At 65.6% G+C, this 22,705-nt stretch carries 20 protein-coding genes; 10 read left to right on the forward strand and 10 right to left on the reverse strand.

All coding sequences use genetic code 11. The annotated features are described in order from the left end of the window. Positions 1–103: 103 nt before the first annotated feature. Complete coding sequence (locus ACVMDN_RS27740; protein ID WP_076830730.1) at positions 104–1,645, reverse strand: glycosyltransferase family 39 protein; 1,542 nt, start codon at positions 1,643–1,645, stop codon at positions 104–106. A 220-nt stretch (positions 1,646–1,865) separates the two neighbouring features. Here ACVMDN_RS27740 and ACVMDN_RS27745 point away from each other — a divergent pair, with 220 nt between their 5' ends. From ACVMDN_RS27745 to ACVMDN_RS27765, 5 genes are all read left to right on the forward strand, one after another. Continuing rightward, positions 1,866–3,611, forward strand: a complete 1,746-nt coding sequence (locus tag ACVMDN_RS27745) for an adenylate/guanylate cyclase domain-containing protein (protein WP_371852162.1) — start codon at positions 1,866–1,868, stop codon at positions 3,609–3,611. A gap of 162 nt (positions 3,612–3,773) precedes the next feature. Then, complete coding sequence (locus ACVMDN_RS27750; protein ID WP_028342505.1) at positions 3,774–4,001, forward strand: hypothetical protein; 228 nt, start codon at positions 3,774–3,776, stop codon at positions 3,999–4,001. A 208-nt stretch (positions 4,002–4,209) separates the two neighbouring features. Then, the gene (gene sorA, locus ACVMDN_RS27755) at positions 4,210–5,409 is read left to right on the forward strand and encodes a SorA family sulfite dehydrogenase catalytic subunit (protein ID WP_076830794.1); all 1,200 of its coding nucleotides are present in this window, start codon (positions 4,210–4,212) and stop codon (positions 5,407–5,409) included. A gap of 11 nt (positions 5,410–5,420) precedes the next feature. Continuing rightward, entirely contained in the window at positions 5,421–5,732 is a 312-nt protein-coding gene (gene sorB / locus ACVMDN_RS27760; protein ID WP_076830727.1) for a SorB family sulfite dehydrogenase c-type cytochrome subunit, read from the forward strand. Between the two features lie 283 nt (positions 5,733–6,015). Beyond that, positions 6,016–6,216 carry a cold-shock protein gene (locus ACVMDN_RS27765; protein ID WP_057019268.1) on the forward strand — a complete coding sequence of 67 codons (201 nt, stop codon included), beginning with the start codon at positions 6,016–6,018 and terminating at the stop codon, positions 6,214–6,216. Positions 6,217–6,429: 213 nt separating this feature from the next. Here the strand turns inward: ACVMDN_RS27765 and ACVMDN_RS27770 are convergent, their stop codons facing one another. From ACVMDN_RS27770 to ACVMDN_RS27780, 3 genes are all read right to left on the reverse strand, one after another. Beyond that, entirely contained in the window at positions 6,430–8,502 is a 2,073-nt protein-coding gene (locus ACVMDN_RS27770) for a tetratricopeptide repeat protein (protein WP_456834828.1), read from the reverse strand. Between the two features lie 209 nt (positions 8,503–8,711). After that, complete coding sequence (locus tag ACVMDN_RS27775) at positions 8,712–9,335, reverse strand: hypothetical protein (protein ID WP_057019267.1); 624 nt, start codon at positions 9,333–9,335, stop codon at positions 8,712–8,714. 104 nt (positions 9,336–9,439) lie between these two features. Beyond that, entirely contained in the window at positions 9,440–9,901 is a 462-nt protein-coding gene (locus ACVMDN_RS27780) for an Lrp/AsnC ligand binding domain-containing protein (RefSeq protein WP_038386239.1), read from the reverse strand. Positions 9,902–10,015: 114 nt separating this feature from the next. Here ACVMDN_RS27780 and putA point away from each other — a divergent pair, with 114 nt between their 5' ends. After that, positions 10,016–13,024, forward strand: a complete 3,009-nt coding sequence (putA, locus tag ACVMDN_RS27785; RefSeq protein ID WP_076830721.1) for a bifunctional proline dehydrogenase/L-glutamate gamma-semialdehyde dehydrogenase PutA — start codon at positions 10,016–10,018, stop codon at positions 13,022–13,024. Positions 13,025–13,195: 171 nt separating this feature from the next. Next, positions 13,196–14,401 carry a CaiB/BaiF CoA transferase family protein gene (locus tag ACVMDN_RS27790; protein ID WP_057019265.1) on the forward strand — a complete coding sequence of 402 codons (1,206 nt, stop codon included), beginning with the start codon at positions 13,196–13,198 and terminating at the stop codon, positions 14,399–14,401. A gap of 360 nt (positions 14,402–14,761) precedes the next feature. Here ACVMDN_RS27790 and ACVMDN_RS27795 read toward each other — a convergent pair whose 3' ends face one another. From ACVMDN_RS27795 to ACVMDN_RS27810, 4 genes are all read right to left on the reverse strand, one after another. Then, positions 14,762–15,790, reverse strand: coding sequence for an IS110 family RNA-guided transposase (locus ACVMDN_RS27795; RefSeq protein ID WP_057016162.1), 1,029 nt, complete (start codon positions 15,788–15,790; stop codon positions 14,762–14,764). A gap of 198 nt (positions 15,791–15,988) precedes the next feature. Then, positions 15,989–16,153, reverse strand: a complete 165-nt coding sequence (locus tag ACVMDN_RS27800) for a hypothetical protein (RefSeq protein ID WP_168855758.1) — start codon at positions 16,151–16,153, stop codon at positions 15,989–15,991. A gap of 99 nt (positions 16,154–16,252) precedes the next feature. Further along, the gene (locus tag ACVMDN_RS27805) at positions 16,253–17,800 is read right to left on the reverse strand and encodes a hypothetical protein (protein WP_076830718.1); all 1,548 of its coding nucleotides are present in this window, start codon (positions 17,798–17,800) and stop codon (positions 16,253–16,255) included. 92 nt (positions 17,801–17,892) lie between these two features. Continuing rightward, the gene (locus ACVMDN_RS27810; protein WP_076830716.1) at positions 17,893–18,969 is read right to left on the reverse strand and encodes a hypothetical protein; all 1,077 of its coding nucleotides are present in this window, start codon (positions 18,967–18,969) and stop codon (positions 17,893–17,895) included. Between the two features lie 204 nt (positions 18,970–19,173). Here ACVMDN_RS27810 and ACVMDN_RS27815 point away from each other — a divergent pair, with 204 nt between their 5' ends. The 3 genes from ACVMDN_RS27815 to ACVMDN_RS27825 all read left to right on the forward strand — a co-directional run bounded on the left by ACVMDN_RS27815 (position 19,174) and on the right by ACVMDN_RS27825 (position 21,108). Beyond that, on the forward strand, positions 19,174–19,548 hold the full coding sequence (locus ACVMDN_RS27815; RefSeq protein ID WP_018273297.1) for a Crp/Fnr family transcriptional regulator: 375 nt from the start codon (positions 19,174–19,176) through the stop codon (positions 19,546–19,548). Then, a complete protein-coding gene (locus tag ACVMDN_RS27820) occupies positions 19,545–20,354 on the forward strand; it encodes an MBL fold metallo-hydrolase (RefSeq protein WP_057019263.1) in 810 nt (269 codons plus the stop codon). The genes ACVMDN_RS27815 and ACVMDN_RS27820 overlap by 4 nt, the downstream gene beginning before the upstream one ends. Positions 20,355–20,493: 139 nt before the next feature. Further along, positions 20,494–21,108, forward strand: coding sequence for a glutathione S-transferase family protein (locus ACVMDN_RS27825; protein WP_076830713.1), 615 nt, complete (start codon positions 20,494–20,496; stop codon positions 21,106–21,108). Positions 21,109–21,306: 198 nt separating this feature from the next. On the opposite strand, the gene ACVMDN_RS27830 is transcribed toward ACVMDN_RS27825, so the two are convergent. Both ACVMDN_RS27830 and ACVMDN_RS27835 read right to left on the reverse strand, forming a co-directional pair. Then, complete coding sequence (locus ACVMDN_RS27830; RefSeq protein WP_057019261.1) at positions 21,307–21,801, reverse strand: TPM domain-containing protein; 495 nt, start codon at positions 21,799–21,801, stop codon at positions 21,307–21,309. Between the two features lie 2 nt (positions 21,802–21,803). Beyond that, complete coding sequence (locus ACVMDN_RS27835; protein WP_076830712.1) at positions 21,804–22,688, reverse strand: TPM domain-containing protein; 885 nt, start codon at positions 22,686–22,688, stop codon at positions 21,804–21,806. Positions 22,689–22,705 lie beyond the last annotated feature (17 nt).

The raw sequence follows: 22,705 nt of genomic DNA on the forward strand, positions 1-22,705 counted from the left end.
GCCCCGCTTGCGGGGAGAGGCCGGAATTTTCGCGAAGCGCAAATTTCGGGTGAGGGGGAGTCTCCGCGAGACCAACTCTCGCCGTCCCCGTGGAGACTCCCCCTCATCCCGACCTTCGCAGAGCGAGCTCTGATCGTCTCGTCCCCGCAAGCGGGGAGAAGGAGGAGGCCAGCACGCGCCAGCGGAAGAAGGTGGTGTCCGGCGGCGGCGACAGATCGGGGGTCCAGCCGCTGATCTTCTCCAGCGCATAGGTGTCCATCACCATGCCGCGCCAGCTGCGCGTCACGCGCTCCAGCGGCTGGCGCACCGCTGATGTCTCGCTCCACAGCGGCAGATTGTTCTCGGGCTCGCGCCCGACATAAATGCCGGCGTGATCGCGGATCTTGCTCATGCCGGGATCGGCAAAGCCCTGGAAGCGGCCGCGTTCGTTGATTTCGATGACCGTCACCTTCCCGCGCAGCAACCAGCGCAGCATCGCATAGGTGCGATAATCCGTGGTCGCGACCCAGGTCGCGCCGGTCGCCTCAACCTGCGCCAGCGTGCGCGCAGCCACCACATCGTAGCCCGCCTCGGTGCCGATCGGATCGGTGCGGCCGATCAGATTCCACGGCGCGAACATGTAGTAGAGGAAGACGCAGACGACGAACACGATGCCTGATGTGATCGCGGTCCGCGCCCAATACACCGTCGATTTGACGAGCCCGACCGACCAGCCCTCGAACGGCATCCGCGTGACGTTGATCGCGACCGCCGCAAATCCGGCTGGCCACAAAAACATCGGCCAGGTGTCGCCGACCCGCAGCGTCAAGGACTTCCAGAGGAAGTAGATGGACGGCGCCAAGACCGCGGTCGCCAGCAGGATCGCAACCGGCTCGCGCTTGCGATAGCCGCGCCATGCCGTCAGCGCGGTGCCGAACAGCGTCACCGGCAGCAGCACGAAGCCGACCAGGCCGAACTGCATGCCGACGAATTCGCCGACGGTGCGCAGCGTGAAGGCGCGCTCGGCGGTGGCGCGCACCGCCTGGAAGCGGAACGAGGCCCAGTCGTGCTCGGCATTCCAGATCAGCACCGGCGAGAACACAACGATCGCGATCAGCGCGGCAAGATACGGATACGGGCTGCGCAGCCAGCGCCAGCGCCAATCCGGCACCAGCGCAAAGGCGAGCACCGCCGGCGCGAACATGATCGCGGTGAATTTCGACAGCAGCGCCAGCCCGGCAAACAGCCCCGCGGCGAGCCACCAGCGCCCGTCACCGCTTTGCGCAAGCCGCACCAGCGACCACAGCATCGCCACCGAAAACGGGATCAGCGCCGTATCCGGCGCGACCTTTGCCATCAAGAGGCCGTAATACAGCGCCGCCTCCGGCAGCAGCAGCGCCAGCATCACGGCGCGGACGTTGTTGGCCGTCACGCGGCGGACGATGTCGGCGAGCAGGAGCTGGGTGGCCGGCATCGCGACGATGCCGCCGAGGCGGACGCCGAGATTGGTGTCGCCGAGGATCGCGGTGCCGAAGCGGATGAACCAGGCGACCATCGGGGGATGGTCGAGGAACGACAGCACGTTTTCCTTCGACCAGGTCCAGTAATAGGCCTCGTCGGTGCGCAGATCGAGCGCATGGGCGTAGACCAACCGCATCGCGGTCATGGCAACGATCACGGCGATGACGCCCCGCCAGTCCGGCGCGCGCGAACGGGCCGGCTTAACGCTGTTGTTATCGGCTCCAGGTTCGGCTTGGGCTATCGTCACGGCGCGCTTTTTGTTCGACTCTTAACGGAGTGTCAACGTGCCGCGCGGCCCGCTCTCACGGCTGGTCCGGACCCGCGGTGGTGTTCAGCGCGGGAATTAACCACTAGACTTGCCGATCATGAATCACATGGCCTCCCCCTCGCGCGAGCACTTGCAGGACATGGCCCGCGGTATCGGCCTGCGGCAGGTCCGCATCGTCACGGGGGCGATCATGTTCGCCTACCTGACCAGCCATTTCCTCAACCACGCGCTCGGCAATATCTCGACGCAGGCGCTGGCGATCGGGGTCTACTACCACACCGAGTTCTGGCAGTTCCTGCCGGTCGCGATCGTGTTCTACAGCGCCTGCCTGGTGCATACCGGGCTCGGCATCTGGGCACTCTATCAGCGCCGCGAGTTCCACTGGAAGGCGATCGAGCCGCTGCAGCTGACGCTCGGCCTCAGCATCCCGATGCTGATCGTCGCCCACGTCGTCGGCGTACGGCTCGGCCAGACCCTGTACGGGCACGAGAAGCTCTACCCCCAGGAGCTGTACACCTTCTTCATCGCCTCGCCGAACCGGCTGTGGCAGATGCTGGCGGTGCTGGTGATCGCCTGGGTGCATGGCTGCATCGGCCTGTATTTCTGGCTGCGGCTGCGTCCGTTCTTCAAGCGCGCCGCGCCGTTCCTGCTCGCCGGAGCCGTGCTGATCCCGACCCTGGCGATGCTCGGCATCTACCAGGGCGGCCGCGCCACGGTCGCGGATTATCAAGACCCCGACTGGCGGCGCGAGGAGCTCTCGGTGCAGAAGCTCGGCACGGCGGCGCAGGGGAGCACGCTCGAGAAGATCACCGACGGCCTGACCATCGGCTATCTCGGCCTGCTCGGCCTCGTGCTGCTGGCGCGCGGCGCGCGGGCCCTGCTGGAGCGCCGCGGCGGCATGATCGCGCTGTCCTACGGCAACGGCCGCACGCTGCGGGTACCGAAGGGATTGAGCGTGCTGGAAGCAAGCCTGCGCTACAACGTGCCGCATGCGAGCGTCTGCGGCGGCCGCGCACGCTGCTCGACCTGCCGCATCCGTATCATCGGCGACCACGCCGGATTGCCCGAGCCCTCGCCGCGCGAAGCCTTCGTGCTGCACCGGGTCGGCAATGACGATCCGTCGATCCGGCTGGCCTGCCAGTTGCGGCCGACCGCCGACCTGAATTTCTTCCAGCTGTTCCTGCCGAGCACGACATCGGCCAACGCGCACGCCGCCAATCCGGCACGGGTCGGCCAGGAGCGCTATCTGGTCAGCATGTTCGTCGACATGCGCGGCTCGACGCAGCTTGCCGAGAAGCGGCTGCCGTTCGACACCGTGTTCATCGTCAACCGCTTCCTCGGCGCGGTGTCGCAGGCGGTGCTGGAGGCCGGCGGGCGGCCCAACCAGTTCATCGGCGACGGCATGCTGGCGCTGTTCGGGCTTGCCACCGACCGGCAGGTGGCCTGCCGCCAGGCGTTGCGCGCGGCGGCGCTGATCGCAACCCATATCGACGAGCTGAATCAATTCCTGAGCCACGATCTGCGCGAGCCGATCCGCTTCGGCATCGGCATCCATGGCGGCGAGGTGATCGTCGGCGATATCGGCTATCGCGACCACATGGTGTTCACGGCGCTCGGCGATGCCGTCAACGTCGCGGCACGGCTGCAGGACATGACCAAGGCGCTGGCCTGCGAGGCGATCATCTCGGACGAGGTGCGCATCACCGCCGGGCTGGCCGACGATGCCCTGCCGGCGCAGGAGGTCGCGATCCGCGGCCGCAACGAGCCGATGACCGTGCGCACGGTCGAAAAGACGCAGCTCCTGTCGACGCTGGTCGACGACCGGCGTGCCGTCGCGGCCTGACCGGTTCATCTCCGCTTCAGCCCAATGTGACCTGCCGCACACCCGCCGGTGCGTTCAGCAGAGATGCTCGAACGTGCCCGGTGCCGGATGCGACTGACTGGCGATGGGTAACACTGCAACCGCGCCGCGACAGAGCTCAACGCGCACCTGAAGGAGAAGACCATGTTTCGCAAAGTCACGCTCGCTCTCGCCACTGCCGCAACCCTCGGCGCCGCCGCGCTGGCGCCGACCGCAGCTTCCGCCAAGCCGTTCTTCTGGCATCCGCATCACCATCACTTCTGGGGTGGCCCGGGCATTGCCGTCGGCTTCGTCGACTCCGGCTGCTACGCCACCCGCCTGGTGCTGACGCCCTATGGCTATCGCTATCGCACCGTGAACGTCTGCTACTGATCGAACGTTCTACTTGGATGGAAACGCCCCGTTCGTCCACGCGACCGGGGCTTTTCGTTGTTGCGACGCAACGCTGCGAAAGCTCAATTGACTTGCCGTTCCCCGGTGCGACATTTGGACAGCGCGCATTCCGCGATGCGAAGGCGCGCAAGGCAATCTGGGCCTGGTGATGACCGGCTCACGACAGAACGGCTTCGGAGGAAGCGGAATGCTCGATCGACGAGACTTGATGAAGCGCGCCGGATTGGCCGCTTTGGTGACGGGGCTGGGATCAAGGGGTGCATTCGCCCTCGACACCGTGACGCTGCCCTTTGGCAATGGCGAGCGCCCGCTGGTGCGCTACCCGCAAAAGCGCCCGATGATCGGCCTGACCGCCCGCCCGCCGCAGCTGGAAACGCCGTTTGCGGTCTTCAACGACGGCCCGATCACGCCGAACAATGCGTTCTTCGTGCGCTATCATCTGGCAGACCTCCCCTACAATCTCGATCCGGACAAGTTCACGCTGGAGGTCAAGGGCAAGGTCGACAAGCCGCTGAAGCTGTCGCTGAAGGACATCAGGAAGCTGAAGGCGACCGATATCGTTGCCGTCAACCAGTGCTCCGGCAACAGCCGCGGCTTCTTCAGTCCGCGCGTCGCCGGCGGCCAGCTCGGCAACGGCGCGATGGGCTGCGCGCGCTGGCACGGCGTGCCGCTGAAGACCGTGCTCGACATGGCCGGCGCGCAGGCCGGAGCCAAGCAGGTCACCTTCAACGGCATGGATGGTCCGGTCAGCGACAAGACGCCGGATTTCGTCAAGGCACTCGACATCGACCACGCACGCGACGGCGAGGTGATGCTGGCCTGGGGCATGAACGGCGAGGACCTGCCCTTCCTCAACGGCTTCCCGCTCCGCCTCGTGGTGCCCGGCTATTACGGCACCTATTGGGTGAAGCACCTCAACGAGATCACCGTGATCGACAACGTGTTCGAGGGCTTCTGGATGAAGTCCGCCTACCGGATACCGGATACGCCGAACAATGCGGTCGAGCCCGGCACCGCACCGAAGGCGACGATCCCGATCAATCGCTTCACGGTGCGCTCGTTCATCACCAGCGTTGCCGACGGCGCCAAGCTGAAGGCCGGCCGCACCATGCTGCGCGGCATTGCCTTCGACGGCGGTAAAGGCATCAAGGAGGTGATGGTCTCGACCGACGGCGGCAAGAGCTGGACGCCGGCCAAGCTCGGCAAGGACCTCGGCAAATACGCCTTCCGCGAATGGAAGTTGCCGGTGAAGCTCGCGGCCGGTCCCGCAGAGCTGAAGGTGCGCGCCACCAACAATGCCGGCGACACCCAGCCGATGGATCCGTTGTGGAATCCGGCCGGCTATCTGCGCAACGTCGTCGAAACCGTGCGCGTCACCGCAGCGTGAGGAGAAGCATCATGACCAGCAAGCTGCTTCCATCCCTCGCCGCGATCGCCGCGCTGTCGATCGGCGCCGCCATCGCCGCGCCCGTGAACTACACGGTCCCCGAGGAAACCGCGGCCTTCAAGCCAGGTCCCAACCTCGAGGTGGTGCAAAACAACTGCACCGCCTGCCACTCGGCCGACTACATCAAGAACCAACCGCAGGGCGAGAAGTTCAAGAAGGATTTTTGGCAAGCCGAGGTGACCAAGATGATCAAGGTCTACGGTGCGCCGATCGACGAAGCCGACGTCGGCAAGATCGTCGAATACCTCTCCGCGACCTATTGAGACGCCGCCGGTCGATCCCCGCGCGCCGGCCGAAAAGGCAGCGCGCGGGACGATCGATCCAGTTCGGTACACCGGAACCGATCCGTTTTTGCAGCGCATCAATTGACCACGAAACGGGCAATCCGGCGTAAAACCCCCGCAAAGCGGGTTGTTTCCGGTCAAAAACACACCGTCGTTTGATCTACCCAGCTTTTTTCAAACTGCTATCCTGTCGTTGCGGACAAGCCGGTTTTTGCGGGGACCGACTGGTCTGTTTTCGATTGATTCCGCGGAGACGACTGGAATGCCCAAAGGTACAGTGAAGTGGTTCAACCCGACCAAGGGTTATGGATTCATCCAGCCCGCATCGGGCGGCAAGGACATTTTCGTTCATATTTCAGCAGTTCAGAAGGCTGGCCTTCAGACCCTCAACGAAGGTCAGTCGGTTGAATACGAAGAGATTGCAAATCGCGGCAAGACGTCAGCCGAAAATCTCAAGGTCTAGCGTCACAGCGCCAGATCCGGCGGCGCACTCTCGGACGCCATCCGGGAGTGGGGGCCGATCCACACACCAGACAACGTGACGTTCGGCGGGGCGGGCACGATGCCCGCGCGCCATGGCGTTGAACTATATGGCGTTGAACTATTTCGGCGGCCACCGCTCGCGCGCCGACGACTGCCTTTTGCGCCGGGAAGCGCGCGGCTGCGCATTGCAGCATCACAGGCACGTGCCGCTCTGGCCGTTGCCGCACGGCACCCGCTTCGACAGCTGCTGAACCTTGCGCTTCGACTCGGCCTGCGCCAGCACGTCGAACACGCTTGACGGGGTGAGCTGCGTGGCCTTGCGGAAGTCCTCGGTCGCCTTGTCGACATGGTTGAGCGCCTCATGCGCCTTGGCGCGGGCGAACAGGCCCTCAACCGTCTCCTTCTGCGCGATCGCCCGGTCGAGATCCTCGACCGCCTTGTCGTAGTTGCGCAACGCCGACCAGGTGATGCCGCGCAATGTCAGCGCCGGCTGATAATCGGGCCGCGCAGAGAGGATGAAGTTGAGATCCTTCATCGCGTTGTCCGGCTTCTTCAGCCCGAGATAGGCCCGGGCGCGCAGCACATGCGGGAAGGCATCGTTGGGCGCCCGCGTGATGATCTGGTCGAAGGCGGCGATGGCGCGGTCGTACTGGGAGGAAGTCAGCATCGCGAGCCCGCGGCCGAGCTGTGCCGTCGGATTGTTCGGGCTTCGCTCCAGCACAGCGTCGATATCGACCAGTCCCTCATCTGCGCGGCCCTTGAGCATCAACGCGAGGCCGCGCCACGATTTGGCGATCAGATTGGTCGGCACCAGCGCCAGGGCCTGATCGAAATCCAGCAGCGCCTTGTCGAGCTGATTGAGGCCGATATGGGCGAGCCCACGTTCGGTGAAAGCGAGCGTCTCCTTGGGATTGAGCGAGATCGAATGATCGTAGTCGGCGAGCGCGTCCTGCACCTTGCCGGTGCCGGCCTTGACGAGGCCACGCGCCAGATAAGCCAACGAATTGTTCTGATCGAGCGTGATGTCACGGCCGGCGTCGGCCATCGCTTGATCGAACTGCCGCGTGCCGGCGGCATTGAGCGCGCGGGCCGCCAGCAGCTGCGGATCGTCCGGCTTGACCTTGAGCAGGGCATTTAGATCGTTGCGCGCGTCCGCCGACCGGCCGAGCTTTGAATAGGCCAGTGCACGCAGGCGCAGCGCAGCCTCGTTGCGGGGATCGCCGCCCAGCACCTGGGTGAGATTGGCAACGGCGCCCGCGTAGTTGCCCTGTGCGACGAGCTGCTTGGCCTGCTCGACCTGCTGGTTACCCGCCGCCGGCCCGGCTGGCCGCGCCGGCGGCGCGCCTGGAGCCGGTGCGGCCTGCGGCGGCGCGGCGCCGCCTGCTGCCTTGGCGAGTTCGGCCTGCATCGTGACCGCCTGCTGGCGCTGCTGCTGTATCTCCTTGTTGTCGGGAAGCACCGCCAACAACCGGTCGAAGTCGGCAATCGCGCGGGCATAGTCACCCTTGGCGCTGTAGAGCTGGGCACGGGCGAAATAGGCGTTGCGCTCGGCCTGCGGCGCCTGCGCGATCGCACGCGAGAAATCCTCGATCGCTTTATCCATGTCGCCCTTGCGGCGATGGGCCTGACCCCGCCAGTAGAATGCATTCGGCGTGCCGGCGTTGACGGCAATCGCGGTGTTGGCGTCGGCCACCGCCGCATCGGGCTGTCCGGTTTCGACATAGGCCCGCGCGCGCCCGACACGGGCAGCGGGAAGATCCTGCCGCAACGTGATCGCCTGGTCGTAATCCGAGATCGCATCGCTCCAGGCGTGCTGGTCGGCGCGCAGATTGCCGCGCGCCAGGAAGCCGAACGGGTTCTTCGGCTCGAGCTCGATCGCGCGATCGAAATCGGCGCGGGCCTGATCCAAGCTGCCCTTGCGTTGCTGGACATAGCCGCGCGCGATCAGCGCCGGCACGAATTGTCCATTCAGCTGCACCGCTGCATCGGCATCGCTGAGGGCCTGATCGATCTTGCCGCGCGCGATGCCAAATCGCGAGCGGCCGGTGAAGGCCTTGGTGCGGTCCTCCGTGGAGCGTGCGGTATCGTTGATGATGCCCGAGCACGCCGCCTCGGCCTTGTCCGTCGGCGGCCCGCTGCAATCCTCGACATCGCCCGCGCGGGCCGGACCGGCGAGCACGGGCCAAAGTAGCAGCGCAAGCGCCAGCAGCTGTGGGAAACGAACGCCGCGGGTGGCGGCATCAATGCAGATCGAACGTGAACGCATATGGTAGCCTCGGGTTGACCGAATGCTGCCGGTGTTAACGCGTCACTTGGTTCTTATGGTGATCGGCCCTGAACGTATTTTTTGGAACCATATCGTGCGAAGCTATTGTTCGAATCCTGGCATTCGGTTCCCAGCGTCGCGCGGAACGCTATCCCTGCGATCAATGAGGATGGAACAGCGCGGAACGCGCAGCTGCGACGCTCAGCCGTTCAATCTTCCGTCACCCATTTGGCGACGGTCATGACATCAGGCGGTTGCAGATAGCCGCGGGGCCAGAGATCGACCGCCCATTCCACCTTGGTCGCGCGCTCGACGAGAACGGCGGTGTTGTGCGGCGTTTGCACCAACGAAAATCCGCGGTAGTGGGGATCCCCAACGTCATGAAACCTGAACAGGTTCCACGCCTGCATCACCAGCATCAGGCTGGTCGTGTTCCGCGTCGTGTCCCAGCAATCATAATTGTGTTTGTCGTCGTTGGCGCGGAAATCCGCTTTCGCCACGCGCTTGTCGGTGCCGAGGATCGGCCCCATGCGCCGGTCGAACCAGATCACGGCCTTTTGCACGGCCGCGCGTTCGGCGGCGGCATTGGCGCGGCCCGTGGCCATGATCTTGGCCAGAGCCGCCCGGTCGGCTGCGCTGAAGTCGAGCATCTCGCGACGCCGGCAGACGAAGCCGTAACAGACGGTCATCCCCGTCGCCGACGGCGGATAGATCGAGACCGAGGTGTAGAGCTGCAGGATGCCGGAGCTGAGCTCGGCCGCGCGGGCCGGCATGGCCGACGGCAACGACAGCATGAGCACAGCAAGCGCGCCGGCAAATCCGGCCCGCTTCATTCGTATCGGCTGATCAGCGTCTTTCATGAACCACCGCCCCAACTCGACCAAAGGATTATCGCGGGCGTGTCGCGATGCCAAGACATCCGGCGCATGGCTGTGGATCAGACCGGCAGCGGCGCGTCGCGCTTGACTTCCTCCATCACCGCGTAGGTTCGCGTTTCCCGCACGCCCGGCAGCGCCAGCAGGGTCTCGCCGAGAAACCTGCGATAGGCGGTCATGTTGGCGACCCGCGCCTTGACCAGATAGTCGAAGCCGCCGGCCACCATGTGACACTCGAGCACTTCCGGCGCGGTCTGGACCGCCCTGGCGAACTTCTCGAATACATCGGGCGTGGTCTTGTCGAGCAGCACCTCGACAAACACCAGCAGGCCAAGCCCGAGCCGGTGCGGATTGAGCCGGGCGCCATAGCCCTCGACGAAGCCGTCGCGCTGCAGCCGCTTCAACCGTTCGCCGACCGAGGTCGGCGACAGGCCGATCCTTTCCGCCAACTCCACATTGGCAATCCGGCCATCCCCTTGCAGGATCGAGAGGATTTTGCGGTCAGTCTTGTCGATTTCTGTCATATCTATGGTAATTCTCGAATTGATCCTGATTTTCTAAGGCAAATCTGCTAATTTGTCTATCGAACTACGGTTCGCTAGCGCGTACGTGTTCCCACACAATCTCAAGGAACCGCCATGCCAGACCCGTTGCCGCTCCCGCCCCCGTTCAGCGCGCCGTATGCGCCAGACGACAGCGCCATCGCCGCCCGCCTGCGCCAGGACGCGACGCTCGGCGCGGAGGCGGAGGCACGGATCGACCGCACCGCGACGCGCCTGATCGAGGCGATCCGGGCCAATGACGATCCGCTCGGCGGGGTCGAGGACATGTTGCGGGAGTTCGCGCTGTCGACCAAGGAAGGGCTGGCGCTGATGGTGCTGGCGGAGGCGCTGCTGCGGGTGCCGGACGCGCGTACCGCCGACCAGTTCATCGAGGACAAGCTCGGTCAGGGCGACTTCGTCAACCACGAGACCAGATCGAGCGCGTTCCTGGTCAACGCCTCGGCCTGGGCGCTCGGCATGTCGGCGCGCGTGATCCAGCCCGGCGAGACGCCGCAGGGCACGATCGGGCGGCTGACGAAGCGACTCGGTGCGCCGGCGGTGCGCGCCGCGACACGGCAGGCGATGCGGCTGATGGGCAGCCATTTCGTGCTCGGCGAGACCATCGAGGCGGCGCTGTCGCGCGCGCAATCGCACACGGCGCGCGGCTCGCGCTATTCGTTCGACATGCTCGGCGAGGGTGCGCGCACCGCCGACGATGCCCATCGCTATTTCGAATCCTACGCCCGCGCGATCGAGGCGATCGGCAAGGCGGCCGGCGATCAGCCCCTGCCCGACCGGCCCGGCATCTCGGTGAAACTCTCCGCGCTGCATCCACGCTTCGAGGCGGTGAGCCACGCGCGGGTGATGACCGAGCTGGTGCCGCAACTGGTCGATCTCGCGCGCCGCGCCAAGGCGTTCGACCTCAACTTCACCGTCGATGCCGAGGAGGCCGACCGGCTGGAGCTGTCGCTCGACGTCATCGCCGCCGCATTCGCCGACCCTTCGCTCGCCGGCTGGAGCGGCTTTGGCCTCGCGATCCAGGCCTATCAGAAGCGCGCCGCCGACGTCATCGACTATGTCGATGCGCTGACGCGCGCGCTGGATCGCAGGATGATGGTGCGCCTGGTCAAGGGCGCCTATTGGGACACCGAGATCAAGCGCGCGCAGGAGCGCGGGCTCGATGGCTATCCGGTGTTCACCCGCAAGGCGATGACCGACCTGAACTACGTCGCCTGCGCGCGCAAGCTGCTGGCGCTGCGGCCTCGGCTGTTTCCGCAATTCGCCACCCACAACGCGCTGACGGTCGCAACCATCCTCGAACTCGCCGACGATCCCTCAAGCTTCGAATTCCAGCGGCTGCACGGCATGGGCGAAGCGCTCTACGCCCAGCTCGGCGAGGACAGGCCCGAGATCGCCCACCGCACCTATGCGCCGGTCGGCAGCCACCGCGACCTGCTCGCCTATCTGGTGCGGCGGCTGCTCGAGAACGGCGCCAACTCGTCCTTCGTGGCGCTGGCCGCCGACAATCGCGTGTCCATCGTGGACCTGCTGCGCCGCCCGGCCGAGATCGTCGGCACCGACGACAAGGCGTCGCACTCCGCGATTCCGTTGCCGGCCGAGCTTTATTGGCCGCAGCGCGAGAACTCGCACGGCATCGAATTCGGCGAACGCAAGGCGCTCGGCGCGCTGACGTCGGCGATCGCGGCCGAACGGAAGGCTTCGCCTTCCGTCACGCCATCAACCACCGAGCAGGCGAATGCCGCCGTTGCCGCGGCGCGCCGCGGCTTCAAGGCCTGGAACGCCACGCCGGCCATAAAGCGTGCGGCGATCCTGGACAAGGCCGCGGAGCTGCTCGAGCAGCGCCGCGCCCACTTCCTCGCTCTGCTGCAAAGCGAGGGCGGCAAGACGCTCGATGATGCGGTATCGGAAGTGCGCGAGGCGATCGACTTCTGCCGCTACTATGCCGCGCTGGGGCAAAAGCTGTTCGGCGAAGGCGAGACGATGCCGGGCCCGACCGGCGAAAGCAATGTGCTGGAGCTGTACGGCCGCGGCGCGTTCGTCGCGATCTCGCCGTGGAATTTCCCGCTCGCGATCTTCCTCGGCCAGGTGACGGCGGCATTGATGGCGGGCAATGCGGTGATCGCAAAGCCGGCCGAGCAGACGCCGCGCATCGCAGCCGAAGCCGTTGCCATGCTGCATCAGGCCGGCGTGCCGCCATCGGCGCTGCATCTGATCCAGGGCGACGGCGCGGTCGGCGCCGCGCTGGTGGCGCATCCCACCATCGCCGGGGTCGTCTTCACCGGCTCGACGGAGGTCGCGCGGTCGATCAACCGCACGCTCGCCGCCAAGGACGGCCCGATCGTGCCGCTGATCGCCGAAACCGGCGGCATCAATGCCATGATCGTCGACGCCACCGCGCTGCCCGAGCAGGTCGCGGATGACGTCGTGACCTCGGCGTTCCGCTCCGCCGGCCAGCGCTGCTCGGCGCTGCGGCTGCTGTTCGTGCAGGACGACGTCGCCGACCGCATGATCGAGATGATCGCGGGCGCCGCGCGCGAATTGAAGATCGGCGATCCCTCCGAACCGTCGACGCATATCGGACCGGTGATCGATGCCGACGCCAAGCAGCGGCTCGATGCGCATATCGCGCAAATGAAGCAGGAGGCGCGCGTGCATCTCGCCGGCGAGGCGCCATCAGGCAATTTCGTCGCGCCGCACATCTTCGAACTGTCGGCGGCCGGGCAATTGAAGGAAGAGGTGTTCGGCCCGATCCTGCATGTGGTGCGCTACCGCGCCGACAAGCTCGGCGAGGTGCTGAGTGCGATCGAGGCGACCGGGTTCGGGCTGACGCTCGGCATCCATTCCCGCATCGACGACACGATCGAGCACGTGATCGACCGCCTCCAGGTCGGCAATATCTATGTCAACCGCAACATGATCGGCGCGGTGGTCGGCGTGCAGCCGTTCGGCGGCAGCGGCCTGTCCGGCACCGGCCCCAAGGCCGGCGGCCCGCATTACCTCGCGCGCTTCGCCACCGAGCAGACGATCACCATCAACACCGCCGCCGCGGGCGGCAATGCGGCGCTGATGGCGGGGGTGGAGTAATACTCATCACCGACATGTCATTCCGGCATGGTGCATGGGCGCCAGGTCCGGAATGACTTGGTTGCATCGTGCCCCCCAGATGGGTCAAATGGCGGTCCGATCGGGATCATTGCTTGCGATAATTCCAGCTACCGGAAAAACACCAACAAGCGCCACGGGAGCGACGGCACGATGGAAAAAGGCATTTTTGACGGGCTCAAGGTCCTGGACTGCGCGAGCTTCATCGCGGCACCCGCGGCCGCCACCGTGCTGTCCGACTTCGGCGCCGACGTCATCAAGATCGAGCCGCCCGGCGCCGGCGATCCCTATCGCAATCTGCCCAATCTGCCCGGCTATCCATCGAGCGAGCACAATTTCGCGTGGATGCTGGAGGCCCGCAACAAGAAGAGCCTCGCGCTCGACCTCACCAAGCCTGACGCGCAGCAGGTGCTGTACAAGCTCGTCGCCGAGGCCGACGTGTTCATCACCAACATGCCGCCGCAGGTGCGCGCAAAGCTCGGCATCACCTACGACCATCTTGCCCATCTCAACGACCGGCTGATCTACGCGTCCTTCACCGGCTATGGCGAGAAGGGCGAAGAGGCCAACAAGCCCGGCTTCGACTCCAACGCCTATTGGGCCCGCTCCGGCCTAATGGATCTCGTGCGCGCCGACGAGGAGACCACGCCGGCCCGTTCCGTCGCCGGCATGGGCGATCACCCCTGCGCGATGGCGTTCTACGGCGCGATCGTCACCGCGCTGTTCCAGCGCGAGAAGACCGGCAAGGGCTCGCACGTCTCGACCAATCTGATGGCCAACGGCGTCTGGGCCAATGGCGTGCTGGCGCAGGCCAAGCTCGCCGGCGCCAAGTTCAAGAAGCGCAAGCCGCGCGAGGAGGCGCTGAACGCGGTCACCAACCACTATAAGTGCAAGGACGGCCGCTGGCTGATCCTGTCGCTGCTCAACGAAGACCGGCAATGGCCAACGCTGGCGCGCTGCATGGGCCGCGAGGATCTCGTCGCCGATCCGCGCTTCGCCACCAAGGCGGACCGCCATGCGCGCTCGGTCGAGCTGATCAAGATCTTCGACGAGGTGTTCGCCGGCAAGGACCTCGCCGAATGGCGCAAGATCCTCGACGGCAACGGTCTCGTGTTCGGCGTCGTCGGCATCCTCGACGACATCCCGAACGACAAGCAGATGATCGAGAACGAGGTGCTGGTGCGCTTCGAGAACGACACCATGCTGACCGTCAACAGCCCGATCTTCATCGACGGCGCGAGGAAGGTGCAGCCGCGCAAACCGCCCGAGGTCGGCGAGCATTCCGACGAGATCCTGCGCCAGGCCGGCTACGACGAGGCCACGATCCAGAAGCTGCGCGCGTCGGGCGCGGTGGCGTAGCGAACTAACCACCTTCGTGAGTAGCCCGGATGGAGCGAAGCGAAATCCGGGACAAGTCTCGCAATCGGATCACGCAATCCCGGATTTCGCTTCGCTCCATCCGGGCTTCTGTAACGGGCCTTGGTTAGTCAATCCCTTTTCGCGTCATCCACTCGCCGGGCACTTGCTTCTGTACGGGATCGGCGCGAAGGCCGTCGCCTGATGGGGTGCATTGAGGAGCCGGCCGGCCAATCTACGGATTGCGTGGTCGTGAGCCACTTCCCGGATGGCGGCCTGACCGGATCCATCGTCCCAGCGGAGGGACTTCGCTCGGGGAGAGCCTGGTGTCGTGGCCCGCCCGGAACCGATTGCTGCTCCTGGCTAGATGGCCTTGGTCATCGGGTTGAACGGTTTGGTGTCGGCGAGCATGCGATGCAGGATCACGGCGAGCTTGCGAGCCAGCGCTACCTTGGCCTTGCGCATGCCTGCGCGCCGGGCGATCCGCATCGCCCAGCTCTTCAATGCCGAGCAATTCTTGACCGGCTTGGTCAGCATGACGTGAGCTGCCTGGTAGAGTGCCTCGCGCACGGAGGCATCCCCGATCTTGCTGATGCGGCCGGTGTAGTCGGTCTCACCGGACTGGTACTTCTTCGGGGTGAGCCCAAAGTGGGCTCCCGTGGCCTTCGAGGAGCGGAAGCGCTTCGGGTCGTCGATCGCCGCGGCATAGGTGAGCGCCACGATCGGACCAACGGACGGCGTTGTCATCAGGAGCTTGGCGGATGGATGCGTCCTGGCGAGCTTCTGGGTGTGCTTGTCCAGGCTCTTGAACTCCCGCAGCAGCACCGCATGGGCTTGGAGCAGCGCCGCCGCGACCAACTCCAGTCCGGGATGGCCGGTCACGAGCTCGCGGATGCGTCCGGCGAACGTGCGCTCGGTGGTCGCACCGACCTTCAGGCCAAAACCGCGAAGTATGCCGCGCAGGCTGTTCTCGACATCGCGAAGCTTGGATTGCAGCAGCTTGCGCGCCGTCAGGATGGCGCGGGTCTCCTGCGCCGCGACCGACTTGCAGTGCACCGGCCGGAACCAGCCGAGCCGCATCAACTGCGCGATCCGGCGGGCATCGTTGCGGTCCGTCTTCACCGGCATCGACTTGAAGGCTTCGCGAACGTGCCGCGTTTCCAGCAGCTCGACCGCAAGCCCTGCGTCTCGCAGACCCGCATACAGCCATTGCGACAAGGGGCCTGCCTCCAGCCCGATCCGTTCCAGTACCAGACCCAGCGACCGGAACCAGGCGATCAGCGCCGCCGGCTCGCTCGCAACCTTCGTCTCGCGCAAAATCTTGCCTGTCCCATCGACAAGGCAAACGCTCGAGCATTCCAAAGACACGTCAATTCCTGCATAGTGGTACATGGTCGTCCCTTAATGATGCTTGGAGCGGGCTTGCCCGACTCCGTTGAACACCATCAGTTTGAGGGACGACCGCCTTCCAACCAACAGGCCGCTCGCGAGCGCGCTTCCAAATTGCGCCGTAGCGAGCGGGCGGCCGGCCCGTTACCCCATCTACTAGGTCAGCGAGCATTCCATCGCAGGCATCCAACGCCTAGAAAGCTATCTTTTCATCCAGGCCCAGACCAGGACCACAACGATGATGCCGAGGATGACCGCGAGCCCGATCGCCCAGCTGCTGACGCGGACGGCGCTGACCGCCTGACGCTCGGCCTCGTTGGCCGCGATCTCGCGGTCGCGCTGCTTGTCGTCCTCGGGAGCACTCATCGGCCGGTCTCCGCTCAAGGCTGGGCTGTTCGGGGCATGGTCGCAACGTGGAATGTAGCATCGAATAATGACGCGCAGCGGCTTCGGTTCCGGCGGAAATCACCGGCCCTTCACGAAGCACATGCCGATGCGCGAGGCCTTCCCGGCAACCTGGCAGGCAAGGCCGTCGGCGCAGGTCCAGCCGCGGAAGCTGCGGTCGGTCTCGGCGGGCCTCGCGCCCGGCAGATAGCAATGCGCGCCCCAGCCGTCGCTGTATTCGGTGCCGGCAAGTTCCGCGCTGCCGCGCTGCTGCGGCCGGTTGGAGAAGCCGCGCGAAAAGTCCGGCGCCTTGCCGTCGCGGAAGCTTGCGAGGATATCGCGGCGGCGAGGCTGGTCGCCGAAGAAATGCGGCGAGGCCGGCACCACGGTGGAGTTCGACGGCTTTGCCGCCATCCAGTCGACGCCGGGGAAATGGAAGCCGCCGATGCCGCGGGTCTGGTGACAGCCCGCGCAGGTGACATCGTTGAGGCGCCGCTCGAAGCCGGCCAGCGACTGGATGTTTTGCAGCTTCGTTCCGTCGGCCGCAGCCTTCTGCAGGGCGCCGACGACGTCACCATCGGAGAACACCGCATTGCCGGCCGTGCCCTCACCCTGCACCATGCCGAATTCGGGCTCCAGCTCGCTGACATCGAAACCAGTCGGCGTCGGCGCGACCGCTACGGTCGCGAGGAAGCGATCGGGGATCAGCAAGGTGCCGCGATCGAGCTCGGCAAGATGTTTGGGATCGAGCAACCACGCCTTGAAGTCGCGCCTCAGTGCCCCGTCCGCCAGAATACGGTCGCGATCGATCTGGTTCTCCAGCGGCGCTTCGGCAAACCGTTTTGCCACGCCGTCATAATCGAACACTTTGAGCAGATAGTCGGTGCGGAAATCGCGCACCGCGGATTTCGGCGCGTGCGCGATCTGCAGATTGGTCTCGATACGATCGATATTGCGCGCATCGATCAGGTCGAGCGGACCATCCTTGCCGAGCAACTTCTCCATCGCCGGCGGCGCGCTGCCGGTCGCGAGCCAGCGCCGCGCGATTTCGCGGCAGCCGAGCGATGCGTCGTTGCCGTCGCCTTTCGCCTTCAGCACGAGGTTCAGCGTCATCGGCAGCCGCTGCGACACCGCCTTCTCGCCGATCGGCGACACATCGGTACGGGTCAGCCGGTAGATCAACCGGATCTCGCCGCAATCTTTCGGCGCCACATAGGCGCGGTCCATGCGGTTGACGATGCCTGACAGCACGAAGCGGACGTCGGAGGATTCAAGTAGCGCGCGATCGAACAGCTGAAACGCGAAGCCGTCGCCGATGCCGATGCTCTCATTCGGCAGGCTTGCTTTATGCTTTGCGACATAGCGATCGAACTCGCGATCCAGCGCCTCGCGCACCGGAACCATCGCGGCGAGCCCGAACAGATCACGGCTGGACAGCGGCGTGTCGGCGGAACGCTTCGGCGCGAGCATCCGGCCGAGGTTGAAGCGGCCGTGATCGAGCTCGCGCAGAATGGCGGGATCGATAACCGCCGCGCCGCGCTCGAGCGCGCGATCCTCGGCGGCACGTCCAGGCGCGGCGCCGCAGAGCAGAACGGACATCACCAGAAGGCATTTCAGCGCGCGGCTCATGCCCCCACTAACACCGCGCGGCAAACCCTATTCAAGAAAAAAAGGCGCTTCACATCGTGGTGAAGCGCCTTGGTGTTGTCGGGTTGCGGAGATCAGCGCGAAACGATCAGGCCCTTGCTGGTGACGACCACCCAACGGCCGTCCTGCTTGCGGATGGCATCGACGCGGCCGAGACCGGGGACGGGGTCGCCCGCGTAAACCTCGTAGATGCCGCCGCGGCCTTCGATCAGCGCGCCGCCATTGCCGACGTCGCGCAGCGACCAGCCGTCGACCACCGGCAGGCGGCCGACCTCTGGCCTGGGGGCGGCCGGCGCCGCCGCGGCAGTCGCCGGGGTGATCGAGCCCGTGACCTCGCGGGCGGGCGTCGCCGCGGCGACGGTGGTCTGCGGCGCGGCGCGGAGCTTGTCGACCGCCTCGCTGAGCTTGTTGAGCTTGGCCATCGGGTCGGCCTGGGCCTTCTCGACCTTCTCGATCCGGTCATTGGTCTTGCTGAACTGGGCCTGGCCGGCCTTGGCGGTCTGCTCGACGCTGGCCTTCAGCGCGGCGACCTCGGATTCGATCCGGGCGAGCGCGGCATCGGCCGCCTCCTTGTTGGCGGCGGCGTCCTTGGCAGCCACATCCCTGACGGAGGCAGCAGCGGGGGCGGCGAGATGGCCGAGCCCCGCGGTCGCGAGCGCACCGCCGATGGCGCCGGCCACGGTCGCCAGCGCGATCACCGCGGCCATCGCGCCGATCCGGCGCGTGCCGGCCGGCTTGCCTGCCGCCTTGGCCGCCTGTTCGGCGCCTGGCCTGGATGCGGTCGCCTCATGGTCCCAGGTGCGGTCACCCGGCGCCATGATCATCAGCTTGCCCGGAAAATGCGGCTCTTCCCGCTTGCCGGTCGCGACCCTGGGCACGTCCATATTGGTCGGCTCGACCTTGGCCTCGACCTTCGGCTCGATCATGGACTCGATCTTGGGCGGTTCAACCTTTGAGGGTTCAACCTTCGAGGGTTCAACCTTGGGCGCGTCCATCCGGGGCGCGTCCGCCTTTGGCGACGTCTCTTCCTGCTCGGGCGCAAGCCGGGGAGCTTCGACACCGGTCGCGGCCATCACGGGCTCGCTTTTCGCCGCCATTTCGGCGCCGGTTTGACCGCTGACCGGCTCGCTCTGCTGCTCACTCACGTTCAAAGTCTCCAGACTAGGTTGACAATTCGGTAACTTTTATTGCTTGCGAAATGGTTACCCCGCTCCGCCATTACCTAAATTTTAGGGAGTTTTCCGGGCCGGATTTAGGCGATGCTGCCCTGCGGCAATCTGCGCCGCTTCCGTTTGCGCGCGGCGCTTTCCCGATTAACATACCGTCATCTTCCAGCCAGAAGGCAGGAGAGCGCCATGACGATCGAGAAATGCATCAAGGAATTTGGTGTCGATGACGTCATCTTTGAGGAAGGCTCGACCGGCCGCGAGCTGTTTGTCGTGCTCGACGGCAAGGTCGACATCGCCAAGATCGATCGCGGAAACAAGACTGTTATCGTCAGCCTCGGCAAGGGCGAGTTCTTCGGCGAGATGGCCGTGATCGACGGCTCGGCGCGCTCGGCGACCGCCATCGCCTCCGCGCCCGCAACGCGGGTGATGCGGATCAACCACGCCCGCTTCGTCTATCTGGTCAGCCAGCAGCCGGCGTTCGCGCTGATGGTGATGGATGCGCTCTCGAAGCGCCTGCGCGCATCCAACGCGGTCACTTACCGGACGGCGGCAACCCCATGAGCGACCGCAAGCCAAGCCCGTTCAAGACGCTGTTCGACGCCGAGGTCGCAACGCTGATCCAGGCCGCCGACGACGTCTATCAGATCCGCTTCAAGAACCGTGCGGCGAACGCCTATCTGGTGCGCGGCAGCAAACGGACCATCATGATCGACGTCGGACTGTCGAGCAATTATCCGTCGCTCGTCGCCTGTCTCAACCATCTCGGGGTGACGCCCGAGATGGTCGACATGGTGGTGCTGAGCCATGAGCATCTCGACCACATCGGCGCGGCGTACCATTTCCACGGCAGCGCCTACGTCGCCGCGCACCGGCTCGCCGCCAACAAGATCATGCTGCGCGACGATTTCTCGATGCTGCGCAAGATGTTCAACGAGCCGAACGTGCCGATCGATATCGACATCTGGCTCGAGGAAGGCAACCTGATCGACCTCGGCAATTTCCGCCTCAACGTGATGTACACGCCCGGCCACACCTCGGCCTGCATCACGCTGTTCGACCAGGACAAGGGCCTGCTGTTCGCCGCCGACACGCTGATGCCCGGCGGCGTGATGGGCGGCGTGTTCGGCTCCGGCTCGATCGCCGACTATATCCAGTCGCTGGAGCGGCTGAAGGGCCTCAACTCGAAGATCCTGCTGTCGGGACATGGCCGGCTGTCCGACACGCCACAGGACGATGTGCGGATCGCGCTGCAGCGCTCGCACGGCCTGCTCGAGGACACCGCGCAACTGTTCGATGCACTCGATGCGCGCTCGAATTTCGAGCCGATCATGCAGTCGGTGCGCGACCTCAACAAGCTCGACGATTGAGCTCAGTGACTCCCCGTCGTTGCGAGCCAACGGGTCGCAATGACGTTCGGGCGACCGAGCGCCTTCACATTTGACAAATCCGCGCCCGGCCTGTTCAACAGCGGCAACAACAACGTTGAAGAAACAGGGAGCGAGGATCATGAAGCTTTACGACTCGATCGGACCCAATCCGCGCATCGTGCGCATGTTCATGGCGGAGAAGGGCATCGAGATACCCAAACAGGCCGTCGACCTGCGCAAGGGCGAGAACCGCGAGACGGAACACCTGAAACGCAATCCGCACGGCCAGATGCCGGCGCTCGAGCTCGACTGCGGCAACTACCTCTCCGAGATCACGGCGATCTGCGAATATCTCGAGGAGAAGCACCCCTCGCCCGCGATGATCGGCACCACGCCGGAAGAGCGCGCGGAATGCCGGATGTGGACGCGCCGCGTCGATCTCAACATCGCCGAGCCGCTCGCCAACGGCTACCGCTTCGGCGAAGCGCTGAAATTCTTCGAGAAGCGCATTCCCGTTGCGCCCGAAGCCTCGCCCGGCCTGAAGATGATCGCCGCCAACCGCATCAAATGGCTTGACGACCAGATGGCCGACGGCCGCGACTACATCTGCGGCAAGCGCTTCACGCTCGCCGACATGCTGCTCTATTGCTGGCTCGATTTCGGCAACCAGGTCGGCCAGCCGCTGGACCAGTCGAACGCCAACATCGTCGCCTGGTTCAACCGCGTCGGCGCGCGGGCATCGGTGAAGGCGTAAAAGGCGGTCGTCTTATCCTCCCCTCGAGGGGGAGGATCGGTTCGCATGAAGCGTAGCGCAATGCGAACCGAGGTGGGGTGATCTCTCCCCTCGGGTAGCGTTCACGCGGAGAGACCTTCACCCCACCTCGCCGCTCATTGCATTCGCGTCGATCCTCCCCCTCCAGGGGAGGATGAAGAGCACCCGACCACTCAGTCCCTAAATCACCACCGGCTTGTCCGGCAGCTCGTTCGGGCCGGCCGGTGGCGGGAAATGCTTTGCCAGCTCGCGCGACACCGCCTCGATCCCCTTGATCACGCCCTGCTCGAACCGGCCGGCCCGGAAATCCGTTTCCATCGTGCGGCAGATCGCCTCCCAGCCGGCATGGCCGACCTTCGCGTCGATGCCGCGGTCGGCGACGATCTCGACGTCGCGGTCGGCGAGCAACAGATAGATCAGGACGCCATTGTTGTGATCGGTGTCCCAGATCCGCAAATGCGAGAACACGTCGAGCGCGCGCTCCCGCGCAGGCTGATTGCGGAACAGCGGCACGCCGTCGAGCGCGCCCTCGACGACGAAACGGATCTGGCCGGAATGAGTGGCCTCACCGGCCTTGATCGCCCGCTCGATGGCGTCGAGCACGCGCGGCGGAAAATCACGCCGCACCCGCCAGCGGTGCTCGAGCAGATGCTTGCCGATGCGCTTGATGCCCATGCCTACCAGCTCCCCGAGGCGCCGCCGCCGCCGAAGCTGCCGCCTCCGCCGCTGAAGCCGCCGCTATCGCTCGAGCTCGAGCCGCTGCTCCAGCCCCCGCCGCCGGAATAACCGCCGCCGCGCCGGTACGGTCCCGAGCCTGCCGTCGGACCGCCGAAGTTCAATCCGCCGAAGATCAGCGCCGCGACGGCGGCGAACAGGCCGACCACCAGCGCCGTGGCGAGCGAGCCGGCTACCATCCAGGTGAAGACGCCGACGACACCGCCGGTCGCGACCGAGCCCAACAACCGCCCCAGTATCCCGCGCAACACGCCGGCCACGATGATGACGATAAAGATCGTCACCGGATTGGCGAAGTCGACCAGGTTCGGCCCTTGCCAATGCTCGGGCTCCGGCGCCGGCAATTGCTCGCCATTGATCAGGCGGATCATCCGGTCGACGCCGGCCGAGATGCCGCCAGCGAAATCGCCGGCCTTGAATTTCGGCGTGATGTCTTCGTCGATGATGCGATGGGTGACGGCATCGCTCAGCACGCCTTCGAGGCCATAGCCGACCTCGATGCGCAAGTGCCGGTCGTTCTTGGCGACGACTAGGAGCGCACCGTCGTCGACCTTCTTGCGCCCGATCTTCCAGGCCTCGGCCACGCGGATCGAGAACTGCTCGATGGTTTCCTCGCCCGTGCTCGGCACGATCAAGACCGCGATCTGGCTGCCCTTGCGGGCTTCCAGATCCTTCAGCCGGTCGGTGAGCGAGGCGACATCGCTCGCCGACAGCGTCCCGGTCTGGTCGACGACGCGGCCGGTGAGCGGAGGCACTGCGACCTCGGCCCATGCCGGGCACACGAAGCCCAGCAGGAAGGCGAGCAGGATGACGCGTGCGGCGGTCATCGCGATGCGCGCGCGCC

Source organism: Bradyrhizobium sp. USDA 4510 (assembly GCF_054059095.1).

Excerpts from the sequence above, each read along its gene's own strand:
- ACVMDN_RS27815 (WP_018273297.1), top strand. The coding sequence starts at position 19,174 with ATGACGATCGAGAAATGCATCAAGGAATTTGGTGTCGATGACGTCATC.
- ACVMDN_RS27790 (WP_057019265.1), top strand. The coding sequence starts at position 13,196 with ATGGAAAAAGGCATTTTTGACGGGCTCAAGGTCCTGGACTGCGCGAGC.
- ACVMDN_RS27830 (WP_057019261.1), bottom strand. The coding sequence starts at position 21,801 with ATGGGCATCAAGCGCATCGGCAAGCATCTGCTCGAGCACCGCTGGCGG.
- ACVMDN_RS27765 (WP_057019268.1), top strand. The coding sequence starts at position 6,016 with ATGCCCAAAGGTACAGTGAAGTGGTTCAACCCGACCAAGGGTTATGGA.
- ACVMDN_RS27745 (WP_371852162.1), top strand. The coding sequence starts at position 1,866 with ATGAATCACATGGCCTCCCCCTCGCGCGAGCACTTGCAGGACATGGCC.
- ACVMDN_RS27820 (WP_057019263.1), top strand. The coding sequence starts at position 19,545 with ATGAGCGACCGCAAGCCAAGCCCGTTCAAGACGCTGTTCGACGCCGAG.
- ACVMDN_RS27780 (WP_038386239.1), bottom strand. The coding sequence starts at position 9,901 with ATGACAGAAATCGACAAGACTGACCGCAAAATCCTCTCGATCCTGCAA.
- ACVMDN_RS27775 (WP_057019267.1), bottom strand. The coding sequence starts at position 9,335 with ATGAAGCGGGCCGGATTTGCCGGCGCGCTTGCTGTGCTCATGCTGTCG.
- ACVMDN_RS27795 (WP_057016162.1), bottom strand. The coding sequence starts at position 15,790 with ATGTACCACTATGCAGGAATTGACGTGTCTTTGGAATGCTCGAGCGTT.
- ACVMDN_RS27800 (WP_168855758.1), bottom strand. The coding sequence starts at position 16,153 with ATGAGTGCTCCCGAGGACGACAAGCAGCGCGACCGCGAGATCGCGGCC.
- putA (WP_076830721.1), top strand. The coding sequence starts at position 10,016 with ATGCCAGACCCGTTGCCGCTCCCGCCCCCGTTCAGCGCGCCGTATGCG.
- ACVMDN_RS27740 (WP_076830730.1), bottom strand. The coding sequence starts at position 1,645 with ATGACCGCGATGCGGTTGGTCTACGCCCATGCGCTCGATCTGCGCACC.
- sorB (WP_076830727.1), top strand. The coding sequence starts at position 5,421 with ATGACCAGCAAGCTGCTTCCATCCCTCGCCGCGATCGCCGCGCTGTCG.
- ACVMDN_RS27825 (WP_076830713.1), top strand. The coding sequence starts at position 20,494 with ATGAAGCTTTACGACTCGATCGGACCCAATCCGCGCATCGTGCGCATG.
- ACVMDN_RS27750 (WP_028342505.1), top strand. The coding sequence starts at position 3,774 with ATGTTTCGCAAAGTCACGCTCGCTCTCGCCACTGCCGCAACCCTCGGC.
- sorA (WP_076830794.1), top strand. The coding sequence starts at position 4,210 with ATGCTCGATCGACGAGACTTGATGAAGCGCGCCGGATTGGCCGCTTTG.
- ACVMDN_RS27835 (WP_076830712.1), bottom strand. The coding sequence starts at position 22,688 with ATGACCGCCGCACGCGTCATCCTGCTCGCCTTCCTGCTGGGCTTCGTG.
- ACVMDN_RS27805 (WP_076830718.1), bottom strand. The coding sequence starts at position 17,800 with ATGAGCCGCGCGCTGAAATGCCTTCTGGTGATGTCCGTTCTGCTCTGC.
- ACVMDN_RS27770 (WP_456834828.1), bottom strand. The coding sequence starts at position 8,502 with ATGCGTTCACGTTCGATCTGCATTGATGCCGCCACCCGCGGCGTTCGT.